The 20498-nt window shown below is 45.9% G+C and carries 20 protein-coding genes; 10 read left to right on the plus strand and 10 right to left on the minus strand.

Annotated elements, in window-relative coordinates; all coding sequences use genetic code 11:
- Positions 1-26 precede the first annotated feature (26 nt).
- Genes O3C43_01385 through O3C43_01410 form a run of 6 tightly spaced genes read left to right on the plus strand, consistent with a single transcriptional unit; the run spans position 27 to position 6307 of the window.
- On the plus strand, positions 27-953 hold the full coding sequence (locus O3C43_01385; GenBank protein ID MDA1065133.1) for a glycosyltransferase family 2 protein: 927 nt from the start codon (positions 27-29) through the stop codon (positions 951-953).
- Complete coding sequence (locus O3C43_01390; protein ID MDA1065134.1) at positions 928-2061, plus strand: glycosyltransferase; 1134 nt, start codon at positions 928-930, stop codon at positions 2059-2061. The genes O3C43_01385 and O3C43_01390 overlap by 26 nt, the downstream gene beginning before the upstream one ends.
- A 38-nt stretch (positions 2062-2099) precedes the next feature.
- Complete coding sequence (locus O3C43_01395) at positions 2100-3317, plus strand: hypothetical protein (protein MDA1065135.1); 1218 nt, start codon at positions 2100-2102, stop codon at positions 3315-3317.
- Between the two features lie 26 nt (positions 3318-3343).
- On the plus strand, positions 3344-4030 hold the full coding sequence (locus O3C43_01400; GenBank protein MDA1065136.1) for a hypothetical protein: 687 nt from the start codon (positions 3344-3346) through the stop codon (positions 4028-4030).
- Positions 3963-5141, plus strand: coding sequence for a glycosyltransferase family 1 protein (locus O3C43_01405; GenBank protein MDA1065137.1), 1179 nt, complete (start codon positions 3963-3965; stop codon positions 5139-5141). The genes O3C43_01400 and O3C43_01405 overlap by 68 nt, the downstream gene beginning before the upstream one ends.
- Complete coding sequence (locus tag O3C43_01410; GenBank protein MDA1065138.1) at positions 5129-6307, plus strand: glycosyltransferase; 1179 nt, start codon at positions 5129-5131, stop codon at positions 6305-6307. The genes O3C43_01405 and O3C43_01410 overlap by 13 nt, the downstream gene beginning before the upstream one ends.
- Positions 6308-6309: 2 nt before the next feature.
- Here the strand turns inward: O3C43_01410 and O3C43_01415 are convergent, their stop codons facing one another.
- From O3C43_01415 to O3C43_01445, 7 genes are all read right to left on the minus strand, one after another.
- A complete protein-coding gene (locus tag O3C43_01415; protein ID MDA1065139.1) occupies positions 6310-7020 on the minus strand; it encodes a class I SAM-dependent methyltransferase in 711 nt (236 codons plus the stop codon).
- Positions 7021-7092: 72 nt separating this feature from the next.
- Positions 7093-8520, minus strand: a complete 1428-nt coding sequence (locus O3C43_01420; protein MDA1065140.1) for a sugar transferase — start codon at positions 8518-8520, stop codon at positions 7093-7095.
- 77 nt (positions 8521-8597) lie between these two features.
- Entirely contained in the window at positions 8598-8738 is a 141-nt protein-coding gene (locus tag O3C43_01425; protein ID MDA1065141.1) for a DUF5989 family protein, read from the minus strand.
- 158 nt (positions 8739-8896) lie between these two features.
- Positions 8897-9325 carry a hypothetical protein gene (locus O3C43_01430; GenBank protein MDA1065142.1) on the minus strand — a complete coding sequence of 143 codons (429 nt, stop codon included), beginning with the start codon at positions 9323-9325 and terminating at the stop codon, positions 8897-8899.
- A gap of 16 nt (positions 9326-9341) precedes the next feature.
- Positions 9342-11189 carry a carbamoyltransferase gene (locus tag O3C43_01435; GenBank protein ID MDA1065143.1) on the minus strand — a complete coding sequence of 616 codons (1848 nt, stop codon included), beginning with the start codon at positions 11187-11189 and terminating at the stop codon, positions 9342-9344.
- A gap of 40 nt (positions 11190-11229) precedes the next feature.
- Positions 11230-11886, minus strand: coding sequence for a hypothetical protein (locus O3C43_01440; GenBank protein MDA1065144.1), 657 nt, complete (start codon positions 11884-11886; stop codon positions 11230-11232).
- 86 nt (positions 11887-11972) lie between these two features.
- Positions 11973-12329: a hypothetical protein gene (locus O3C43_01445; GenBank protein ID MDA1065145.1), complete on the minus strand. Its 357-nt coding sequence runs from the start codon at positions 12327-12329 to the stop codon at positions 11973-11975.
- Between the two features lie 156 nt (positions 12330-12485).
- Here O3C43_01445 and O3C43_01450 point away from each other — a divergent pair, with 156 nt between their 5' ends.
- A complete protein-coding gene (locus O3C43_01450) occupies positions 12486-13004 on the plus strand; it encodes an NUDIX hydrolase (protein MDA1065146.1) in 519 nt (172 codons plus the stop codon).
- Positions 13005-13187: 183 nt separating this feature from the next.
- Here the strand turns inward: O3C43_01450 and O3C43_01455 are convergent, their stop codons facing one another.
- Entirely contained in the window at positions 13188-13640 is a 453-nt protein-coding gene (locus tag O3C43_01455) for a DUF6428 family protein (protein ID MDA1065147.1), read from the minus strand.
- A 218-nt stretch (positions 13641-13858) separates the two neighbouring features.
- Here O3C43_01455 and pdhA point away from each other — a divergent pair, with 218 nt between their 5' ends.
- Genes pdhA through O3C43_01470 form a run of 3 tightly spaced genes read left to right on the plus strand, consistent with a single transcriptional unit; the run spans position 13859 to position 17328 of the window.
- Complete coding sequence (gene pdhA, locus O3C43_01460; protein ID MDA1065148.1) at positions 13859-14971, plus strand: pyruvate dehydrogenase (acetyl-transferring) E1 component subunit alpha; 1113 nt, start codon at positions 13859-13861, stop codon at positions 14969-14971.
- Positions 14972-14995: 24 nt separating this feature from the next.
- The gene (locus tag O3C43_01465; protein ID MDA1065149.1) at positions 14996-15973 is read left to right on the plus strand and encodes an alpha-ketoacid dehydrogenase subunit beta; all 978 of its coding nucleotides are present in this window, start codon (positions 14996-14998) and stop codon (positions 15971-15973) included.
- Positions 15974-16014: 41 nt separating this feature from the next.
- Entirely contained in the window at positions 16015-17328 is a 1314-nt protein-coding gene (locus tag O3C43_01470) for a dihydrolipoamide acetyltransferase family protein (protein MDA1065150.1), read from the plus strand.
- Positions 17329-17471: 143 nt separating this feature from the next.
- Here O3C43_01470 and O3C43_01475 read toward each other — a convergent pair whose 3' ends face one another.
- Positions 17472-18365 (minus strand): diadenylate cyclase, encoded by an 894-nt coding sequence (locus O3C43_01475; protein ID MDA1065151.1) that lies wholly within the window; start codon positions 18363-18365, stop codon positions 17472-17474.
- A gap of 166 nt (positions 18366-18531) precedes the next feature.
- Positions 18532-20496, minus strand: coding sequence for a phospho-sugar mutase (locus O3C43_01480; GenBank protein MDA1065152.1), 1965 nt, complete (start codon positions 20494-20496; stop codon positions 18532-18534).
- Between the last annotated feature and the right edge of the window lie 2 nt (positions 20497-20498).

Consider the following 20498-nt stretch of genomic DNA (forward strand, 5'->3'; position numbering starts at 1 on the left):
CTCCGCCGCACACTTTTCAGATTAAGATGAATAATTTAGAAATTCATGAGGAGATCACAGGCTCTGTTTGTGCGGTAGTTGTAACTCACAACCGTCTGGAAATTTTAAAACAATGTGTCGCGGCGATTTTAAATCAGACTCGTAAGCCTGACAGGATATGGGTTATCAACAATAGCAGTTCCGATGGGACTGAAACCTGGCTGCAGAGTAGAGAGGATATGGATTTTATTACTCAGGAAAACCTTGGTGGTGCGGGAGGCTTCAGCACTGGTTTCAAAATAGCGAACGAAGCTGACTATGACTGGGTTTGGGCGATGGATGACGATGTCATTCCTGAAAAAGACAGTTTAGAAAAACTCCTGGAAGCGGCAGAGATCGATTCCCATGCCAGGTACTATAGCAGTCGTGTAATCGACCTGGCAGGAAGGGAAAGTAATGTGCCGGTGATTTTTCCGCAGGGCTCATCAACCCAATATCCGCAATGGGGGAAGTATTTGGGACTCGGCCTGGTTCGGGTGAAGTACGCGACTTTTGTTTCCTTGTTGGTTAACAAGTCAGTTATTCGCGCTCACGGGTATCCGCATGCGTTTTTTTTCATCTGGGGCGACGATTATGAATACACGGCGCGTTTGGCAGGAGACGTCGGCGGGTGTTATGTCGGAAACAGCGTTGTAAAGCACCTCAGAGCAAATCCAAACAGACCTGAATTAGACAGTGAAACCAATCCTCTTCGAATTCGGTTGTTCTCGTACATGTTTAGAAATGATCTGCTTCTCAAAAGGCTCGAAGGTAAATCGTTTTTCCGGGTGTTTGCCTCATTCAGCAAATCATTGATTCTCTCCCTTCGCTTTCTGTATCAGAAGCAAGGATTGCTAAAATTTCGAACCACCTTGAAGGGCTTGTACCAGGGCATAAGTTTTCCTTTGGATGAAGATTATTTTCATAAGTCATAGTCACCTGGGAAGTGACTACGTGGTTGGATCTCACCAATTGGCGAAGGAATATGCCATGCAAGGGCATACTGTATTACATATTTCAACTCCGGTGACCTTAGCTCACTTGCTGGATGGCAAACACGCTGTTAGGAACCGGTTAGCTAAGAAAGGAATTTATCAATACTCGAAGAACCTTTATAGTTGGGTCCCTTTTACTTTGGTTCCTTGGCCAATTGCACGTTGGTTTCTTCGGTTTGCTAATTTGTTTTCTGCGACCATATGGGGATTCGAGGAAAAAATAAGAAACGCCGCGTTTCTAGATCCTGATTTATTATTAGTTGACGAACCTAGATTAGTGGGAATGGAGAAAAGAATTAGACCATGTGTTATGGTCTACAGACCTACTGACATTTACTGGTCTATGAGGAATGACATATCGGTCATGAGGGCCGAAAAGCAATTACTCTTTAAAGCCAAAAAGGTGATAGCTACTTCGAGACCTGTTCTGGATCATATCCTGAGTCTTGAAAGTAGAATTGATGGTCTGATCCTTGAAAATGGGTATGATTCCAATTTATTCCCGGTGGAAATGTCCGAAACGAAAACTGAACATCGAGGAATTTACTATGGGTCCTTAGACAAACGATTTGATAAAGATCTTTGCATAGAATTAGCGAAAAACAACCCGGCCATAAAATTTGATGTGTACAGCCCAGATTCAAATTCCGTGTTATTGGAAATTCCGGCAAATTTGAAATTCTATGGCTCAGTACCTTATAACGATTTACCAAAGGTTTTAAAAAATTACACTTTCGGGTTTCTGCCGTTTGTTCCTGGAATTTCAAACGATGGGAGAAGTCCGATGAAGTTGTATGAAATGTACTCATGTGGATTGCCTGTATTCTCCACAGAAACAGCTGAGCTAACTCGAAGAAGGCTATCGTTTCTACTAAGCTTGAATAAAAAAACCAACATATTGGATGAGTTAATCTGCTTCGATCCTGATATTGTAGGTTTGAAGGCAAGAAACGATATTCTAAAAACGAAATCGTGGAGTTATATTGCGACTGAAATTTTAAAACGCATAAATTACGCTGCCGACCCCACAACCTCTGAAGCGAAATAATAAATACAAAATGAACTGTATAAAAGGAATCTGGTAGAGTGGAGCTAAACAAAATTTTAAATCCAAGGTGGGTTATATTGACGCTTTCTTGTGTTAGCGTGTCTATTTGGGTACTGACGCCTTTATCTCTGCTTCAAAAGTGGAACATACTTCACAAAGCTACATTGATGGAGGTAGCAGTACCAGCTGTACTTGCGAATCTAGCCTTTTTATTGGGTAGTTATCTCCATAAATTATGGCCTGGTTCAAAAGTGCCTACAATCCTACTGAATTCGCGGGAAATGATTATTTTGTGGAGTTCTGGGATATTGGCTATTGCCGCAATTAGCGTTGTATTTGTTAAAATTGGACTGTCCGGATTCAGTTTCCATTACTTTAGTTTTCGAGCAGCCTATGTTGATGGAGTGACCACTTTAATGCACTTATCAACGTTTGGAATTGTTTATTTGGTAGGGAAAAAAATATGGGTCGGGAAGAGTTATTCAATTCCAACGATATTATTAAGTCTCTTTGTCTTCGTTGCAGTAGCGAGGGGGACTTTAGGTGCAGAAAGGCTCGCGCTGTTCATTCCGATTTTGGCGCTAATTATTCTTTTCTTTGTAAGACGAGGTGTGCGTCTAAAAATCAAATCAATTGTATTAGTTTCTTCTGTTGGGGTGCTCTTTTTGATCATATTCTCCGTGCTGGAGTACTATCGGACCTATGGCGTAAAAGTTCTTTCCGGAGCAGATATTGGAGGTCCTATCAGTTACGGACTAGAAAGGCTTCAGATGTACTATGCTACCGCCGTCAATTCTGGAGCGAGTGAGCTTTCAATAATTAGAGAAGGGAAATTGTACTACCCACCGTTTATGGTTACGTTACAGCCAATCGCCCAAATCATCAGTTTTTCAGATACGCTTGAGCAAGTATTTGGATACTACACATTCCGAAATATACCGCTTGAAGAATTGGGAATGTATACTCCTGAGTTTAACAATCGGTGGGGATTGATATCACCATTTTTTGAAGGTTACTTTTTGGGCGCGCTATTTTGGTTAATATGGGGGTTTGTTGGCCAAAGATACTACTCCATTTTATTTATAGATAAATCTTATTCAATGTCGGATGGCCTTGCCTTCAGCTTTATAATGGTGGGATTTATCGACTCGGCCTTAAGAGTAAATTTACTCAGTGCCTCTCATCTTCTATTACCCTTATTTATGGTTTTTATTTTAAAGTTGGTGGAAACAAAAGGAAGGATTAGGAACCCTTAAGACAGATACCAAAGTATTGGCATTTTATGAGTAAATTGGTAACAGTTTCATCATGTTTGGTTTTTGTATCGTGCATTGCGGTTACTGTTGGGCTAAGGTTTTGTCGCATTGGACACGATAGTGTTTCCTACATACTTCCAACTGAAGATCATCAAAGAATTGATGGATGGGAATATGAGAGTCTTCCATTATCGCCGACAGAACAATTGACGGAGAAAACTGCTGAGGTTTTGGGATTTGATGATTTCATTTTTTCACAATACAAACAGCAAAGTTATGAGTTTTCGGTTTTTGCCGTGCATTGGAAAAAAGACTCAACTCATTGGCTGGAGGTTTCTACACACGTTCCAGATAACTGTTTCACAGCGCTGGGAATGCAAATCTTGGAAAAAAGACAGGTTAATCTAAAGAATGGAGATAACCTCGAGTTGAATAACGTCTCACAAAGACTCTTTCAAAGTGGGACAGAAAGATTGTGGTGTTTGTATATTCATTTTTCAGGTGCAACCACCATCAATTACCAGAATTATGGGGAAGGTAAGACCCTTAAGTTTCTTCTAGATAATGTTGGGACATATTTTGAAGGGAATCAGGAACAGTATTACCTTCGGCTGTTAAGTAACCGGGAAATTCTAAGTATAAATAGTGAATTTCTTAACCCCGATATGGAGAAGATCTTCTACCGCTTTCTCCATACCGAAGTTGGTTTTTGAGGTTATGAGAGTTGCATTTAACGGGAGATTTTCCGGGACCAATCGTCCTACGGGTACTCAAACTGTAGCGTTCTGGATCTTCGAATCCGTCTTGAGAAAAAAACGAGATTTCGAGGTCTTTGTCTTTGTAGATACCTCTACCGATAAAAGAATACAAAACTGGAATAACTACCCAGGGGTTAGAATAATCCATGTCCCATTTCGAAGTTGGGGAAAAATTCGTTGTAATGCTTGGGAGCAAATTGTTTTTCCGACACTTGCTCGTAATTTAAACTGCGACCTAATCCATAATCCGATTAATACCTGTCCGAGATATTGTAGAGGAATATCGAACATTGTTACTGTGCACGACCTAAATTTTTTGCACCATCCTGAGTGGTATGGGTTTACATTTCGGAGGTGGTTAGTTCACTGGATTCTTCCAGCTATTAAAAAGGCTGAAAGTGTTGTTTGCGTGTCTGACTACGTGCAAAAAGACGTTACAAAAACTCTGAAGTTAAATAGTAGAAATGTTCATCGCATTTATAATGGTGTAAAATCCTCCATAGTTTCGGAGGAAGTTACGGCGACTCATGGAAGTTACGTACTCACAGTCAATCCATGGCAACCACATAAAAATCTGCGAAGAGTTATTGAAGCAATGAAGCTAATTTGGGGAAAACGTCCCGAATTGGATTTGGTAATCGTAGGAAGGGCACAGGAAAATTTTGGGAAAGGCGAAAATCTCAGAGAACATCTAGATGATCCTAGAATCAGAGTCCTTGATTACGTTTCGGAAGAGGAGTTGAAAATCTTATATTCCGAAGCGGCATTGCTCTGCTATCCATCCTTAGAAGAGGGATTCGGCCTCCCAATATTGGAATCGCTTATTTCAGGAGCTCCTGTGGTTACTTCGAATTTGAGTTGTCTTCCAGAAATAGGCGGAAGTTCTTGCCAATATGTTGATCCGTTTTCCGCGATTTCAATCGCAGAAGGAATCCAGGTTTTATTGAATGAGGATTCAGTAAGCAGGAATTCGAGAATAGAAAAAGGATTGGTTCATGCCAAAAAGTTTAATTGGTCTTTGGTAGCTGAGCAATATATCGAATTGTACAAACAATGCGTATCTTAACAATTGTCGAGCCAGGGACCGATGGAGTGTTTCGCCATGTTGAAGCGCTTTGCAATTTCCTAATGTCCAAAGGGATCGACTGTGATCTCGTTTACTCTTCCAAAAGAAGCTGTCCAGATTTGTTTATATTAAAGGAAAGAATATTGGCAAATGGTGGGAACGTTTGTGACATGAACGTTGGAAATTCCCCGAGCATAGGAGATATTTCTGCGTCTTTGAAGATTCTGAAATCAATCGTGAGTAAAAAGCCAGACTTGGTTCATTGCCACAGTTCAAAAGCAGGCGCTCTTGGTCGAATTGTGGGGTCAATATTTTTTCCAGTTACTCCAATCGTTTATTCCCCACATGCCTATTATGGGTTATTAGGTCGGAGTACTATCAAAACTTTGATTTTTGATTCCATAGAACTTTTTTTATCAGGGAGAGCATTCACTCTAAATATATCTGATGATGAGAGAAACTATGGAAACCGAAAGCTGGGGGTTTCACCGTCTCAATCTACAGTGTTACCTCATGGTGTTGACACCGAAAGATTCAAACCAGTTTCGAAGGACAATCGAATGAAACTCCGAGAGAAATACGGGATAGATCAAAGAGCCAAAATCATGGGAATTATTGGACGAGCTTCGCCGCAGAAGGATTATCCTACTCTCTATAATGCGATCAGATTCGCGCTAAATAAGAATCCGGAGATGAGTTTTTTCCAGGTAAGCTGGGGGAGGGGATTGGGAAGTATCAAGATGCTTGCTGATGAATTAAAAATCTCAAAGAGAATTACATTTTCTTCCTACCTGGATGACGTTCGTGAATTTTATGGTATTGTTGATGGAGTAATCATGACTTCCAAATATGAAGCAGGAATCCCCTATGTTGCGTTAGAAGCAATTAGCTGTGGATTGCCTTTAATTGCCTCGGATGGGATTGGAATACGCGAACTAAGTAGCTGTAGATTCCGAAATGTGAGAATTGCCCAAACGAAGAATCCTCAAGCTTTCAGCGAAGCAATGACCAAGTGGTTTCTTGAAGATTGCTGTGATGATCCTCATGATAGAAGATTGATCGAAAATAACTTTAGCAGTGGTGCAGCTCTAGGAAAAATAGCCCTACTTTATGAGTTCTTACTAACAGCCTCTCAAAAAAGAGCTACTGATTCAGCTAGCTGTTAGAATCAATCAGTGTAATAATTCTTGGGGATTTTATTTGGCCTTAATGAGAAGACCCAAGGAATGTTTTGGTCGGAATCTTTAGCAAACTCTACAACGCCGAATCCCATATAGTACTTTGGTTCTAGCTGTTCCTCTTGCACAAATTCCCGGTATCCGATGTCGGCGCCAACCCAGGATGTTCCATCTTTACAATCATCAACAAGAATAATTCCTCCTTCTGCCATTTTGTTTTTTAATAGGTGGAGTGCGTCGTAAATCGGATCCCTTAAATCCACATCAAGAAGGCAAATAGAAATATTATCGGGAAGATCTGATGGATTAGCCTTACAAATGTCATGTTGTATGAAATCTATATTCCTAGTGATTCCCCACCTATTCAGATTTTCCTTCACATGTTTAAGAGAACTATCACTGAAAAAGTTATCGTGAATTTTGCTTAAACCCAGTTTATGATCTTTATCTAGTTGTGATTCGACAAACCCGGAAAACGTATCCACGCAGTAATATTTTTTGTGGCACCCAATTTTTGACAGAAACTGACACGCTAATGCTGTGGTTCCTCCATAAGCTACGCCTATCTCTACGATGGGTCCATCCACCATTTTTTTGTGGTAAATGGCATCCAAGTATCCGTAGAGATTCTCTACAGTCATAGAAGAAACTGGAGGTTTTCCCAGAAATCTTCTAAGTGTTTTTTTAAGCAATCGCTTCATTTTTAATCAGTTTGAGCAATTTATGTATCCACTCCTTCGACCCTGGATCGGTATAGGTTTTTTGGTCTTTCTCTAATACGCATTCTTCCTCCTCACCAGCGTCATCACCATAATATACACATCCATCCATACCGACCAGTTTTCAATGTAGAAGAGGTCGTATTGGATGCGGCTCTCAAGACTCGTATTTCCCCGAAGCCCGTTAATTTGTGCCCAGCCGGTAAGCCCTGGTTTGACTGAATGACGGGTCTGGTAGTGTTGAACCTCGTAAAGGAAACCTTCTATAAGTTCCGGTCGTTCGGGGCGCGGTCCAACGAGGCTCATTTCTCCTTTCAGGACATTCCAGAATTGAGGTATTTCATCGAGATTAGTTTGGCGCATTAATTGTCCGATTTTGGTTCGTCGAGGGTCGTTTTCGATTGCCCATTGAGCTCTGTTTTCTTTTTCGGCGTCGGTGCGCATGGAACGTAATTTATATATTTTAAAGGGTTCACCGTTCTTTCCAGTGCGTATTTGTTTATACAGTACTGAGCCTTTACTTTCCCTTTTTATGAAAATCGCAAGAATTGCCATTAAGGGAATGGATATCAGTAGTCCGACCAGTCCTCCTAAAATATCTATTATTCTTTTTATTACCCGGTTGCCCATACGATCCAGGGGAAGAGTCTCAATGCCCAGAATCGGAATCCCTGAAATGTTTTGTAGATTGAGGCCCGAAAGAAAAACCTGGAATGAGCTCGGGACGATTTTGAAAGCAACGTAATTGCGCTCGCAGATGGTGGCGATCTCAAGGGTCTTTTCTTTTTTTAAATTGGAAGTCGCTATGATTAGAATTTCAATTTCGTGATTCTTAATATGAGTTTCTAAATCCACGTCGGACCCAAGGCCTGGTATGTCTACATCCAACTTGGTAATTTGGTCTTCAGAGTCTGATCTAAAGATTATGCCTACCGGATTGTAGGGGTGATTCTTATCCTTTGACATAGCTTGATACAGCTTGGAGGCATCTTTATTTATGCCAAGAATTGCCACGTTCTTCTGGAGAGAAGGGAGCAGTTCTTTACGAAGTAATAGCTTGTGTAACGCGATTCGCCAGAGGGTGAGTAATCCGCCTGATGTAAAGAGGGCAAGGGTTACGAACATTCTCGATATCTGAGGTTCAAACTTAAGCGCAAGGGAGGTCCCCAAGTAGGCAAAAAACCAAAAGACAGATCCTTTAACAATGACTAAGAATGTCCGGTGTAGGTGAAGAATCTGTTTGTCGTTGTAAAGCCCCAGATAACTAAAAGTGGCTATTAGGGAAAGCGTTCCCAGTACCAGTAGAGGGATATAGAGTTGGTAGTGCGCACCTTCGGGAGGAACGCCCACATGCTTTAAAGCGGTTTCAAATCTCAACCAGTAAGCAAATGATAATGCCAGGAACGTAAATACGGTATCCCCTGCCAGGGAGATGGCTGCTACCGTGCTTTGGTTTGATTTACGCGGATGAGCTTGGGTCATCTATGTTCGGATTGGATAGCGAGAGAGCTAAAATCCGATTCCGAATTGTTCGCCTTGGCAATTAAAATGATGGATGCCTAAAACAGTGGATAAATAAAGGGCGCTATTGAGCTTCCGCCAAATATTATGAGTAGTCCGAAGAGGACGAAAACGACAATGATCGGTATCAGCCAGAACTTCTTGTTGTGCATCAGAAAGCTCCAAAATTCTTTAACCAACCCTTGGGATTGATTTTCGGAAATGTCATCAATGGTCGTTGGTTTGTTGTCTTCCATGCTCCGGATAGTAGTGTGAAAAGTGGAGCGAGGAGCGAGCATAAAACAATGATTGCGGGGAATCAAGGCACCTTCTTCAAATCAATCGGAAGCTTCTATTTCTAGTATTGGCGGAAGTAACGTTTCATATCCTCCGGTTCCTGGTATTTTTTCCAATAACTTTTGCTGGACCGGTCGAATATGAGGGGGAGGGGCTTGCGACCAAAGAGCCGCATGAGGAGGCCGATTGGAACGATAGTTAGCCAGTACATGATGAAGGTGGAGAGTAAGCTGATGATTGCTTCGATAACTGCCGCCAGAGTGCGCCAAACGATATAGGCCATGCGGCCAGCTCGTTTGGAAAGCAAGGTGAGGGTGTATATGGAAACGCCGAAAGCGGAAAAACCGGCAATAATCCAGGGATTCATGACTTCCTGGTTCCACCGGATGATTCCCGTCCAAATTGCACCAACAACCGGCATGCCAAGGAGCATCGTTAGAGCGAACTTTCGGAGCTCTTTCTTATCGGGGTTTTTGTTTACTGTGTTCATCTGATGATACTCCGATCTAATCCAGATCGAAAGATTGTTCGTGTCCTTTATACCGGGCTATCAGCTCGGGTGGTTGATCCGTTTTCAGCAATATACAATTCTCCATTACAAGCACATCCATGCCGGTTGACAGAAAACAGCGTAAGGCGTCCTTGGGTGAATTTACGATGGGTTCGCCGCGCACGTTGAAGCTCGTATTCACCAGCACGCTGCAACCCGTCCTTTCTTTAAACGCTTTGATCAGGCGATAGTATCTTCCGTGGCGCTCTTCGTTAACGGTTTGCACCCGGGCGGAGTAATCCACATGGGTGATGGCTGGGATGGTCGAGCGTTTCACGTTCACCCGCTTCCTCAAATCCGGATCTGCCATCAGGGTCTGCTCTTCTTCGGAAAGATCGTTTCTTATAGAGGTTTCGACGGGAGCTACGAGGAGCATATAAGGTGACGAATCCATCGCTTCAAAATAGTCGGACGTGTCTTCTTCAAGAACAGATGGTGCAAAGGGACGAAAGGATTCGCGGAATTTTATTTTCAGATTCATTCGGCTCTGCATATTGCTCGACCGGGGGTCGCCCAGTATACTTCGGCTTCCCAGTGCACGGGGTCCAAATTCCATTCGACCTAAAAACCAGCCAACGACCTTTCCCTCGGAAAGGTGGTCTACTATTTTCTCGAGTAGCGATGATTCAATATCCAGGTGTTTGTGGACGGCTCCTTCCGCGATGATTGCGTCTTCGATCACCTCGTTTGTCCAACGGGGTCCTAGCAGACTCCCTTGCATGGCATCCTCGGGCTGCACCTTTCTCTCCTTCCTCAGCAATTGATAATGAGTGAACAAAGCGGCTCCCAAAGCTCCGCCTGCATCGCCGGCTGCTGGCTGTATCCAAACGTCATCAAAAATCTTTTCCCGGAAGATTTTGCCGTTGGCTACGCAATTGAGCGCAACGCCACCAGCCAGGCATAATTTCTTCTTTCCGGTAATTTCTAGGGCGTGGAGAGCGAGCCCGCGTACCAGTTTTTCGGTTACAATTTGAACGCTTGCGGCGAGGTCCATGTGGACTTGCTCGAGCTGCTCCTCTGGTTGGCGGCGCTTAATACCGAACAGTTGTTCGAAAGCAGTGCCGGTCATGGTGAGGGCATAGGGGTAGGTAAAAAAATCCATGTTGAGCGCAAAAGAACCATCCGCCTTCAGGTCCACCAGCTTCTCGAGAATCAGATCAACAAAACGCGGCTTTCCATAGGGTGCCAGGCCCATGAGTTTGTATTCGCCGCTGTTTACCCGGAATCCAGTAAAATAAGTGAAAGCGCTGTACAATAAACCTACCGAGTGAGGGAAGCTGATGGTCTTCAGCATCTTTATGGAATTGCCTTCTCCCACTGCGATACTGGTGGTGTCCCATTCGCCGACACCGTCCAGGGTGAGGATTGCAGCCTCCTCGAATGGGCTGGGAAAGAACGCGCTGGCGGCGTGGGACATGTGATGCTCAATAAAAAGAATCGGACCCTTGTATTCTTTTTTCAGTGCTTTCCGAATTTCCCTTGGATGATGGAGTTTGGTTTTCAGCCATTGTGGAATTGCCTTTGAAAAGGATCTGAATCCGCGAGGTGCGTAGGCCAGGTATGTTTCGATTAAGCGGTCGAACTTCAACAAGGGTTTCTCATAAAAGGCGACGTAGTCGAGCGACTCGGCTTTCAACCCTGCTTCTTCCAGGCAATAGGCCACCGCTTGTGCAGGAAAGCCTTCGTCATGTTTTTTCCGGGTGAAACGTTCTTCCTGAGCCGCTGCTGTTATCTCGCCATTCTCTATTAGAGCTGCCGCGCTATCATGGTAAAAGGCCGAGATCCCGAGAATCGTTTTAGACATGCTTCATTTTTTTATACGGAATGTGGGTAATAAGGAGAATTTACTTTTCTCTCTTAAAACCTTTAAGCACCGGAGTCTCCGAAGCATACATGTCTCGAAAAGGTGTTTCGATTTGAGGAAGCAAGATGCCTGCACGAAATTCTTTTTGTTCATCCAGGAGTTGTTGAAACCGTTCGAGGTGACCTGGATCGCGAAGACGGTCTGACACTGCGATGACGGCCGGTGAACTTGGCATGGTTTCGGAGGGAGCTGAACCGTAGGTGGCTTGGATGTACCAAGCATAGGGTTCGCCAGTACTGATTCGTCCGCGTTCTATTTGTTCAGGAGAAAGATAGAAACGGAATCTATGTTCGCCGCGCTTCAAGGTGGCAGCTTCTATGTGGGTCCAATAGTAGTCGAGCCTCGGGTTGGTTGAAGTACCAAGGTTATGGGCTATACCGACACTGAGCGTGACATCGTCCAGAAATTCCCGGTTGGCAGCGGTGCGGTCGGAGTTGTTTGTAATCTCTACCCGAACTTCCATCGCCAACCAGCTATCCCCGCCAGTGGGTGGTCTTTCTTTGGAGAAACGTACGTCGGTGATCCGAAGGTCAGCTGATGGCTGCGCTCCGGCTGAGAGGATGAAAGTTGAAGGTAGAAGGACGAATGTTAGAAAACTTTTTAAGACAGAATTTAGAAAGTGATGCGGGGTGGACATGCGTTCTCAATAATTATTTTGTTGGAATGATAGGTTATTCCCGAGATGTGCGACAAGCCAAGACCAGCGTAGATGCTTGATGGTTCTTATTGCCCAAACTTCTTAAGTTGTTTCTTGGCTTCCTCCTCTACCTTTTCTTTCATTTCGGCGGCCTCCGCTTTTACTTTTTCTGCTATTCTGGCAGATTCCTCTTTTGCTTTTATGGTCATTGCTGCGGCTTCTGCCTTCGCTTTCTCCATGGCGGCCGCGCTTTCTACCTTGGCTTTTTCTGCTATCTCTGCCGCTTTTGCTTTTGCGTCGTCGACCACGGTATTTTCGGCAGCTTCCTGGACTTCTGGTGCTTCGCTGACGGCACTTTGCTCGGATGTTTTATCTCCTCCGCAAGCGGAAAAAAGAAATGCTGAAAGCCCATAGGCTGTGATAAGTATGGTTAGTTTTCTCATAAGACGTTTTTAATTATTGGTTTCACAGTATTAATCATTTGCCAGGTATGCAATCCTGAGGATTTGTAGGGCACGAACCGCTTGAAGAGAATAGACTTATTTCGCCTAACTTTGTTTTGCCCCCAAACCAATAACTGATACCTCATACTGGCAAACATGCTTCCTTTTAAAATCAGTGTATTGATCTTTGTGCGTAATGAGGCCGGTGAGTTGCTGTTGTTAAAGCGCAACAAAGAGCCAAACCGGGGTTGTTGGAGCCCGATTGGCGGGAAACTGGAAATGCCCAATGGAGAGTCGCCTTACGAATGCGCGATTCGCGAGGCCAGGGAGGAAACCCGCATGGAATTGACGGAAGATGACCTACACCTGTTTTGCATGATCTCAGAAAAGGGCTACGAAGGAAAAACTCACTGGCTGATGTTTCTCTTTGATTGCCTAAAGCCGATTGCCGGACTGCCGGTCGATTTCGACGAAGGGCAGTTTTCCTTCTTTAAAGAGTCCGATATTGACCACATTCCTGTTCCAGAAACCGATCGTAACCTATTGTGGGATATTTATCGCCAAGATCGGGCGGGGTTTACCGCGTTGCGGGCCAATTGCATAGGAGGCATGCCCGAAGATGTTGTGGTTGAGCAACACCTGAGCGGAGGGGAATTGGATCGATGCCAAAAATAAGAATTTTGAGTGTGGTTGTTTAACTATAAATAGTCGCAACTATTCAGATGTAGGTAGGGCTCGATCGCCGAGCGAGCCGTCGTGGAATCGGCGGTTTGAGCCTACCGCCCTACCCATTTCAGCGAAAGAATAAGGGTTAAATGCTGTAGGCCTGCAGTCGACCCTCGAGCCCTTGGAAAAACTCTAGCAACAGCCGCCACCCGGCGTGCAACAATCGGATTCTTCAACCCCGCAGACGTCTTTCGCGAGGCAGTCCGTGTGTTTCGTTGCCAGGACGAGAGTGACGGTATCGTCCTTAAACTCTATGCGCTCCAACGGAAATTGTGAGAGCACCGGGTGCTCGTATTCCACTTCGATTGGCAGCGCTTCGGTTGGGATCACGGGACGACCGTGCTCAAAGATTTGGAGGAACTTCTCGCAATCGATCCGATGATCCGTGTCATCTGCCACCCAGGCCTGAAGCAGGCATTTCCCCTCCATCCGGATGGTCCCACCACAGTCGACGAATTCTTTTTTAACAACCCCAATCTCCGTGATGTGAAAATGGCTCGGCATCAGTACGCCATCCGGCAGTTTGAAGAGGATTTGTTTGGCGCGATGCGGTTCGAGAGCAGTTTTGAGTTCGGAAATCGTCATAAGGTGTAATATTCGGATTTGCTAGAATCGCCAATTGATAATTCTTGTCAAGCGGAGCAACGAAGCAGCACAGGCATTGGTAATTCCGGGAGTAGAGTCCGGTTGTTCAGTCGAATGAGAACTCCACAAACCATAAATTTTGTCTTAAAATTTATGGGCATACAAAGGTTGAATTTTCCTAACTAGTACCTAGAGTGCGGCTCCTTTAATTACGGACCATCGTGACTACGCAAAAGAAAACTACCAAAAAAAGCCCGAGAAAAAAGGCTGCAGAAGGAAAGTCCGCAGATGTAAATGCGAAGCTAACCAACGAGCAGAAAATCGGGTTTCTCACTACCATGCTTCGCATCCGACGCTTTGAAGAGCGTTCGCTGCGCGTCTATCAACAAGGTAAGATTGGCGGATTTCTCCACCTTTACATTGGGCAGGAAGCCGTTGCTGTTGGAACAGTTTCGATGATGGGTGAGCATGATCACGTCATCACTGCCTACCGCGATCACGGTCATGCATTGGCTGTGGGTATGGGAATGAACGAATGTATGGCCGAGCTTTACGGCAAATACACAGGCTGTTCCAAGGGTAAGGGTGGATCCATGCACTTTTTCGCGCCTGACAAGAACTATTGGGGTGGTCATGGAATTGTTGCCGGGCAAACGCCATTGGGTGCTGGAATCGCTTTCGCTCTCAAATACCAAGGCTTGAAAGGTTCCTGTATGTGTTTCATGGGAGACGGCGCCGTAAATCAGGGAGCATATCATGAAGCGCTTAACTTGGCAGGGCTCTGGGATCTCCCGGTTATTTATATTATCGAAAACAACGGCTACTCCATGGGGACCAGCCAGGAACGTTCATCGGCCGGAGAAATCCTGGCAAAACGGGCCGAAGGCTATAATATCGCATGGGATATCTGCGACGGACACGATCTGGAAGAGGTTCGTCAAAAAACTTCCGAAGCGATGGCTCGGGCGCACAATGAATGCAAGCCTACCATCCTCGAGATCGATACCTACCGCTATCGCGGCCATTCAGTGGCTGATCCGGATAAGACCTACCGGACCAAGGATGAGATCGCCGAATATCAGCGGACCAAAGACCCCATTAACCTCTACCGTGAAAAGTTGATTTCCCAGGGAGTGTTGACTCAAGAGGAAGCGAAGGAGATCGATAAAGCAGCCCGGGCTGAGGCCGACGAGTCAGTTAAGTTCGCTGAACAAAGTCCCTTTCCGCCCGTTGAAGAAATCACCCGTGACGTTTATTGGGAAGAAGACCATCCGGAACACAAAGTGTCCCAAGGTCGTATTTTCTTCCAGGACCCTCCGACGGAAGGCTGAAGCTAATTTCTAATTTTAATAAAAATGCCCGTAATAACTTATAGAGAAGCCCTCATGCAGGCCATGGCGGAAGAAATGGATCGTGACGAGAAGGTCATGATCATGGGGGAGGAAGTCGCCCAGTTCAAAGGTTCCTACAAGGTAACTGAAGGTCTCCTCGAGCGCTTTGGTGCCAAACGCGTAATCGATACACCGATCAGTGAAGCCGGATTTACTGGAATGGCTATTGGTGCCGCAATGATGGGTCTGCGTCCAATCTGCGAACTCATGTTTTGGAGTTTTTCTTACGTTGCTTTTGACCAGTTGTTCAACAATGCACCCAATGTGCGTTACATGTCTGGTGGTTTGGCAAATGTGCCATTAGTGGTTCGCGGACCCAGTAATGGAGGAACCAGCGTTGGTGCTACTCATTCGCACACGCTTGAAAATTTTGCAGCAAACACGCCGGGGCTTAAAGTGGTATGTCCGGCAACTGCTTACGACGCGAAAGGTCTCTTAAAAGCTGCCATCCGTGACAACGATCCGGTGTTTTTTATGGAGAATACCATTCTCTATAATGATACCGGTGAAGTTCCTGAAGAGGAGTATCTCATCCCTCTTGGTCTTGCCGAGGTGAAACGCGTAGGCACGGATTTGACGATTGTTGCTCACGGCAGAGCCACCATTACCAGTCTTAAGGCCGCAGAAATTTTGAAGGCCGAGCACGGCATTGACGCGGAGGTGGTAGACCTTCGCTCGATCCGACCTTTGGATGAAGAGACGATTTTAACTTCAGTTAGAAAAACCAATCGCGTTCTTTTGGTTGAGGAAAATAAACCTTTTTGTGGAGTCGATGCGCAGATCTCGCACATGATCCAGGAAAAAGCATTCGATTACCTTGATGGCCCGATCAAACGGGTATCAGCTGTGGATGCTCCGGCCATTTACTCACCTCCGTTGGAGAAACTTCAGCTTCCTTATCCTGAAAGAGTTGTCAAAGAGGCTCTCGAAGCACTCAAATAGTTCCTACAAAAACAGAGACCAAGATTTAAGAAAACCGACTTATGGCCACAGTAATTGAAATGCCCAAACTGAGTGATACGATGAGCGTGGGAACGCTTATTGCCTGGCTCAAGAATGAAGGGGACGCAATCGAGCCCGGTGACCTTATTGCTGAAGTGGAAACCGATAAGGCAACCATGGAGCTCGAAGCATTTGACGAAGGCATTCTTTTAAAACAGGTTGCCAGTGCTGGTGATCAGGTTCCTATAGGAGGTCCGGTCGCTGTCATAGGAGAAAAAGGAGAGAAATTTGACCTGGCAGCCTTAACCGGAAGTGCTCCTGCAGTAGCTCCGGCTGCCAAAGAAGCACCTGCCGCTAAATCGGAGCCAATTGCTCCGGTCGAGGTCGAGGTTGCAGCGAAGATTGAAAACACGACAGAAGTTCTGGTTGCTCCATCTTCGGACGGGAGAGTAAAAGCGTCTCCTCTCGCTCGCAAATTGGCCGAGGCAAAAGGTATAGATTTGTCGACTGTCAAAGGTACCGGTCCAGGCGGTCGCGTCGTTAAGGCCGACGTCGAAGCTGCAACCGGAAGCCCGGCTGCTGTCGCCACTGCACCTGCAACAAGTTCAGTAGCATCGATCCCGACGACAATTTCAGGAAGTGCTATTGCAGAAGAGGGCAAACAGACCTTGTCAAACATGCGAACCGTGATTGCTCAACGACTCATGGAGTCGAAATCACAAGTTCCTCATTTTTATCTGGAAACAGAAGTGGACGTTGCTCCTTTGATGAAGCTTCGCTCAGATCTCAATGAACACCTCAGCCAATTGCCCGCAGAACAAGGTGGTATCAAGCTCACCGTTACGGACTTTATTCTAAAAGCGACCACTGAAGCACTGCGTCGTGTTCCCCAAGTAAACTCCTCATGGGGTGGAGATCACATTTTGCAGCATGGCGCTGTCCACTTGGGCGTAGCGGTTGCCGTTGATGATGGATTGGTCGTGCCCGTAATAAAAGACGCTCATACAAAGGGTGTTCGCCAATTCAGCGCCGAGCTCAAGGAACTGGCAGGCAAAGCTAAGAACAAAAAGCTGAAGCCGACCGAAATGTCGGGTAGCACGTTCACTGTGTCTTCTCTGGGGATGTTTCCTATCACCGGATTTTTTGGAATTATCAATCAGCCTAATGCCGGTATCCTTTCGGTTGGAACAGCCGTTAAACAGCCGGTTGTTGATGCCAATGATCAAATCGTTGTCGGCCATCGCATGACAATTGGAGGAAGCTTTGACCATCGTGTAGTGGATGGCGCTGTCGGAGCTATGTTCCTCAAAGCGTTGAAGGAAATCCTGGAAACGCCGGCTCTGATACTTCTTTAGGAGAGGTTTATTCCCCGATCCTCGGCGGCGTTTCTTTAGTCCTGCTGATTTGATTACTTGAGCTGGGTAACTACGCGTGCCACGGCGAATCCTTGCGAAGACGGGTCCCCGCAGCGCAGAGTGAACATCTTAGATTCGGAGAACTATCCCAATGACAACACCTTGGCGCCTTTGGAGAAAACCGTTACGGTGCCCGACGATTCAGAGATGACAATGGCAATGGAATTGGTTTGAGCAGTTGCCGCAGCCGCAGCCACGTGGCGCGAGCCGAGCCCGCTTGGCACCTGTACAGCCTTGGTAACCGGTGCGTCGAGATACACCGCCGCGGCCTCAACCACCCCTTTGCGATCTATGAGGAATCCGCCGTCCAGCGCCGCATACTCCCGCATGGTTTCAACGAATTCTCTGTCGTAAATGCTGCGGGACTTCCGCGGGTGTCCTTTGCAAGGATTTAGAATCAGGGGGCGGGCAATGGAATTTAATTCTTCCATATCCCCGAGGAGAAAGATGGTGCCGATCGGTTTTCCTTCGCGGCCTTCCGTAGCGAAGCGAAGTGCGAGGTCAATCAGCCGAATGAATTCCTGCGAGGTGGGAAGTTTTCTTTGTTTTCCAGTGCCCCTTCCTTTAAACCAATCGAAGTCGCGTTCTGGATTCGCGATGAGCAAATTGTCCAACCGTTTGGATCCGGAGACGCCGACCAGGCAGACAATGGATTCATCTTTTCTCATGTATCCATGCATTACTGACAGGATAAGTGCGAGTGTAATTTGTTCCATGCGCTCAACCGGACTGTGGGGAATTTCAACTTGGTGATCTCCCTCCTTAATGTTTTCCTCCACTTTTTCGGTTCCGCGCGATACCCAGATAATGGTTTCATTCTTCCTATGCTGATCGACCATTTTCCGGTCTGTTATCAGCTCTCCGACTACGAGGACAGTTTTCAATCCGAGGTCTCTCGCAAGTTTGAACCCATACTCGATCAGAAGACGAGTTTCTTTGATCTCATGCCTGTTGTCTGTCTTTTTTAGCTGGGCCATAGTATCTATTAAATAATGACTTTCCCGTAGCCTACAATATTTTTTAATGAGTTCTCCTTTGTGTATGGTAAGAGACTACTTTCGTAATCGAATACGTATTAGGATTCATCGGTCTCCCGATTTGTGAAGGAAATATCTGCAGTTTGAAAGTTTTCCCGCAAGTTAACTAGCCTTCAGCCCGTGCATCCGTGTCGGCCAGAATGGCTTCTTTCATCGACTCGATGGCTGATTGGGTAAGGGCTTTCTTTTCCTCCAGCTCGGAAGGATCCGCCACGTCTTCACGGCCGAAGAGATAAAATTTAATCTTTGGCTCGGTTCCGCTACCTCGAACGGCATATTGGTAGCCGTTGGCGAGTGTGAGGAAGTAGAAGTCCTGCTTGGGAATGGTTTGTCCATCCGCATCTTCAAAAATCTGAACACCGAAGTCTTTCATTTCGGTTACCGCAATTCCGCCGATCTCTTTCGGCGAATCGGACCGGTAAGAGTCCAGAATGTTTTTTATTTTCTGTGCTCCAGCTGCCCCTTCGTAATAGACGTTTCCTAACGTTTCAAAGTAGTAACCGTATTTGCAGTACAGCGAGTCCAGGTAGTCTAGGAACGTTTTCCCCTGGCTCTTTAGGTACGCCGCGATTTCACAAAACATGACCACTGCGGCATTACCGTCTTTGTCGCGCACCGCATCACTACCGAGGTAGCCGTAGCTTTCTTCGCCTCCGAAAACATAAAAAGTACTATGCTCCTGAAGTAAATCAGCGCGTTTCAGGTAGTTCGTATTATCGTAGTCGATTTGGTAGCCGTGTTGTTTTTTAAGTTCGTTTTGAAGCTGTTGTTCGTACTGGCCAATTTTTTCACCGATCCATTTAAATCCTGTCAGTGTGTTAATGACCTTCAAGCCATGTGCCTTGCCTATGGCGTCCTGAAGAGGAGTGGTAACAAAGGTCTTAATCAAGACTGCTTTTTCCGTTCCACCGGGAGGAAGTATCCCGCTTTCCTTCATTTGGCCAATCCGGTACTCGGCCATTACAGAACCAATCATGTTACCAGACAACAGTTGCATCTTTCCTTCGCTGTCTCGAACCGCAACTCCCATGCGATCGCAATCGGGATCGGTGGCGATAACCACATCTGCTCCTGTCGATTCAGCTTGTGTGATTGCCATGGAAAGAGCCTCGGCATTTTCCGGGTTTGGAGACTTAACGGTTGGGAAACGGGGATCAAAAGCATCTTGTTCGGGAACGGTGTCTACACTGACTCCCAGGCGTTCGAGGACTGGTACAGAGGCAACCCCTCCAGTACCGTGGATCGGAGTGAAGACTACTTTCACCTTACTTTCCTTGAACAAATTTTTGTCCAAAACGACATCCAGGACGGAAGAAAAGTAAGCCTCGTCAATTGAATCCGGTAAGGTGACCACTTCACTTAGATCAATCTCTAGGTGTTTGGCCGTTTCAGCCAGAGCCACCTCGTTTACCTTGTCGATGATTCCGGAGGCATGCGGTTCGACGACTTGAGCGCCATCGCTGAAGTAGGCTTTAAAACCGTTATCGTGAGGCGGATTGTGACTTGCTGTGATAACAATCCCGGCCGTGGCGTTGAGTTTACGCACGGAAAAGCTGAGATGAGGTGTTGAACGTGGACCCTCAAAGATCATGGCCAAACCGCCTAAGCGTGTCCAGGTGGAGGCCGCAAGTTCGCAAAAGTAACGAGAGAAATGGCGTACGTCGTGGGCGATTACCAGTTTGGGAACGTCAAAGATTTCACAATGTTTAAGATGCTGTTTCGAGTAGTTGAAAAGGCCGATGGTTGCGCGGATCAAATTAAAGTCATTTAAAACATTGGACCCAATTGCCGGGTGAGCTGGCGTGCCCAAATCTGAAAGCGTGCCCAGTTCCGCCTCTGCGGATATGCGTCCAATGGTCCGGCCGCGCATACCGCCTGTTCCAAATTCCATGTTTTTATAGAATCGGTCGTTCAGTTCTTCGAAGGCTTCCTTGTTGAGCAGTTCCTGGATGCTTTCGAGAGCCCAATCCGGAAGGAAGTTACCTTCGACCCAGAGGGCCATATTTTCGGCGGTGGACGGGAGAATCTTACTTTCAGACCCTGCCAGTTTAATGGATTCGATGAGGCTCATAG

The sequence above is a fragment of the Verrucomicrobiota bacterium genome (genome assembly GCA_027622555.1).
Lineage (GTDB): Bacteria > Verrucomicrobiota > Verrucomicrobiia > Opitutales > UBA2995 > UBA2995.

Coding starts and splice junctions, on each gene's coding strand:
- O3C43_01385 (MDA1065133.1), top strand. CDS start 27: ATGAATAATTTAGAAATTCATGAGGAGATCACAGGCTCTGTTTGTGCG.
- O3C43_01390 (MDA1065134.1), top strand. CDS start 928: ATGAAGATTATTTTCATAAGTCATAGTCACCTGGGAAGTGACTACGTG.
- O3C43_01400 (MDA1065136.1), top strand. CDS start 3,344: ATGAGTAAATTGGTAACAGTTTCATCATGTTTGGTTTTTGTATCGTGC.
- O3C43_01410 (MDA1065138.1), top strand. CDS start 5,129: ATGCGTATCTTAACAATTGTCGAGCCAGGGACCGATGGAGTGTTTCGC.
- O3C43_01415 (MDA1065139.1), bottom strand. CDS start 7,020: ATGAAGCGATTGCTTAAAAAAACACTTAGAAGATTTCTGGGAAAACCT.
- O3C43_01420 (MDA1065140.1), bottom strand. CDS start 8,520: ATGACCCAAGCTCATCCGCGTAAATCAAACCAAAGCACGGTAGCAGCC.
- O3C43_01430 (MDA1065142.1), bottom strand. CDS start 9,325: ATGAACACAGTAAACAAAAACCCCGATAAGAAAGAGCTCCGAAAGTTC.
- O3C43_01435 (MDA1065143.1), bottom strand. CDS start 11,189: ATGTCTAAAACGATTCTCGGGATCTCGGCCTTTTACCATGATAGCGCG.
- O3C43_01440 (MDA1065144.1), bottom strand. CDS start 11,886: ATGTCCACCCCGCATCACTTTCTAAATTCTGTCTTAAAAAGTTTTCTA.
- O3C43_01445 (MDA1065145.1), bottom strand. CDS start 12,329: ATGAGAAAACTAACCATACTTATCACAGCCTATGGGCTTTCAGCATTT.
- O3C43_01450 (MDA1065146.1), top strand. CDS start 12,486: ATGCTTCCTTTTAAAATCAGTGTATTGATCTTTGTGCGTAATGAGGCC.
- O3C43_01455 (MDA1065147.1), bottom strand. CDS start 13,640: ATGACGATTTCCGAACTCAAAACTGCTCTCGAACCGCATCGCGCCAAA.
- O3C43_01465 (MDA1065149.1), top strand. CDS start 14,996: ATGCCCGTAATAACTTATAGAGAAGCCCTCATGCAGGCCATGGCGGAA.
- O3C43_01470 (MDA1065150.1), top strand. CDS start 16,015: ATGGCCACAGTAATTGAAATGCCCAAACTGAGTGATACGATGAGCGTG.
- O3C43_01475 (MDA1065151.1), bottom strand. CDS start 18,365: ATGGCCCAGCTAAAAAAGACAGACAACAGGCATGAGATCAAAGAAACT.
- O3C43_01480 (MDA1065152.1), bottom strand. CDS start 20,496: ATGAGCCTCATCGAATCCATTAAACTGGCAGGGTCTGAAAGTAAGATT.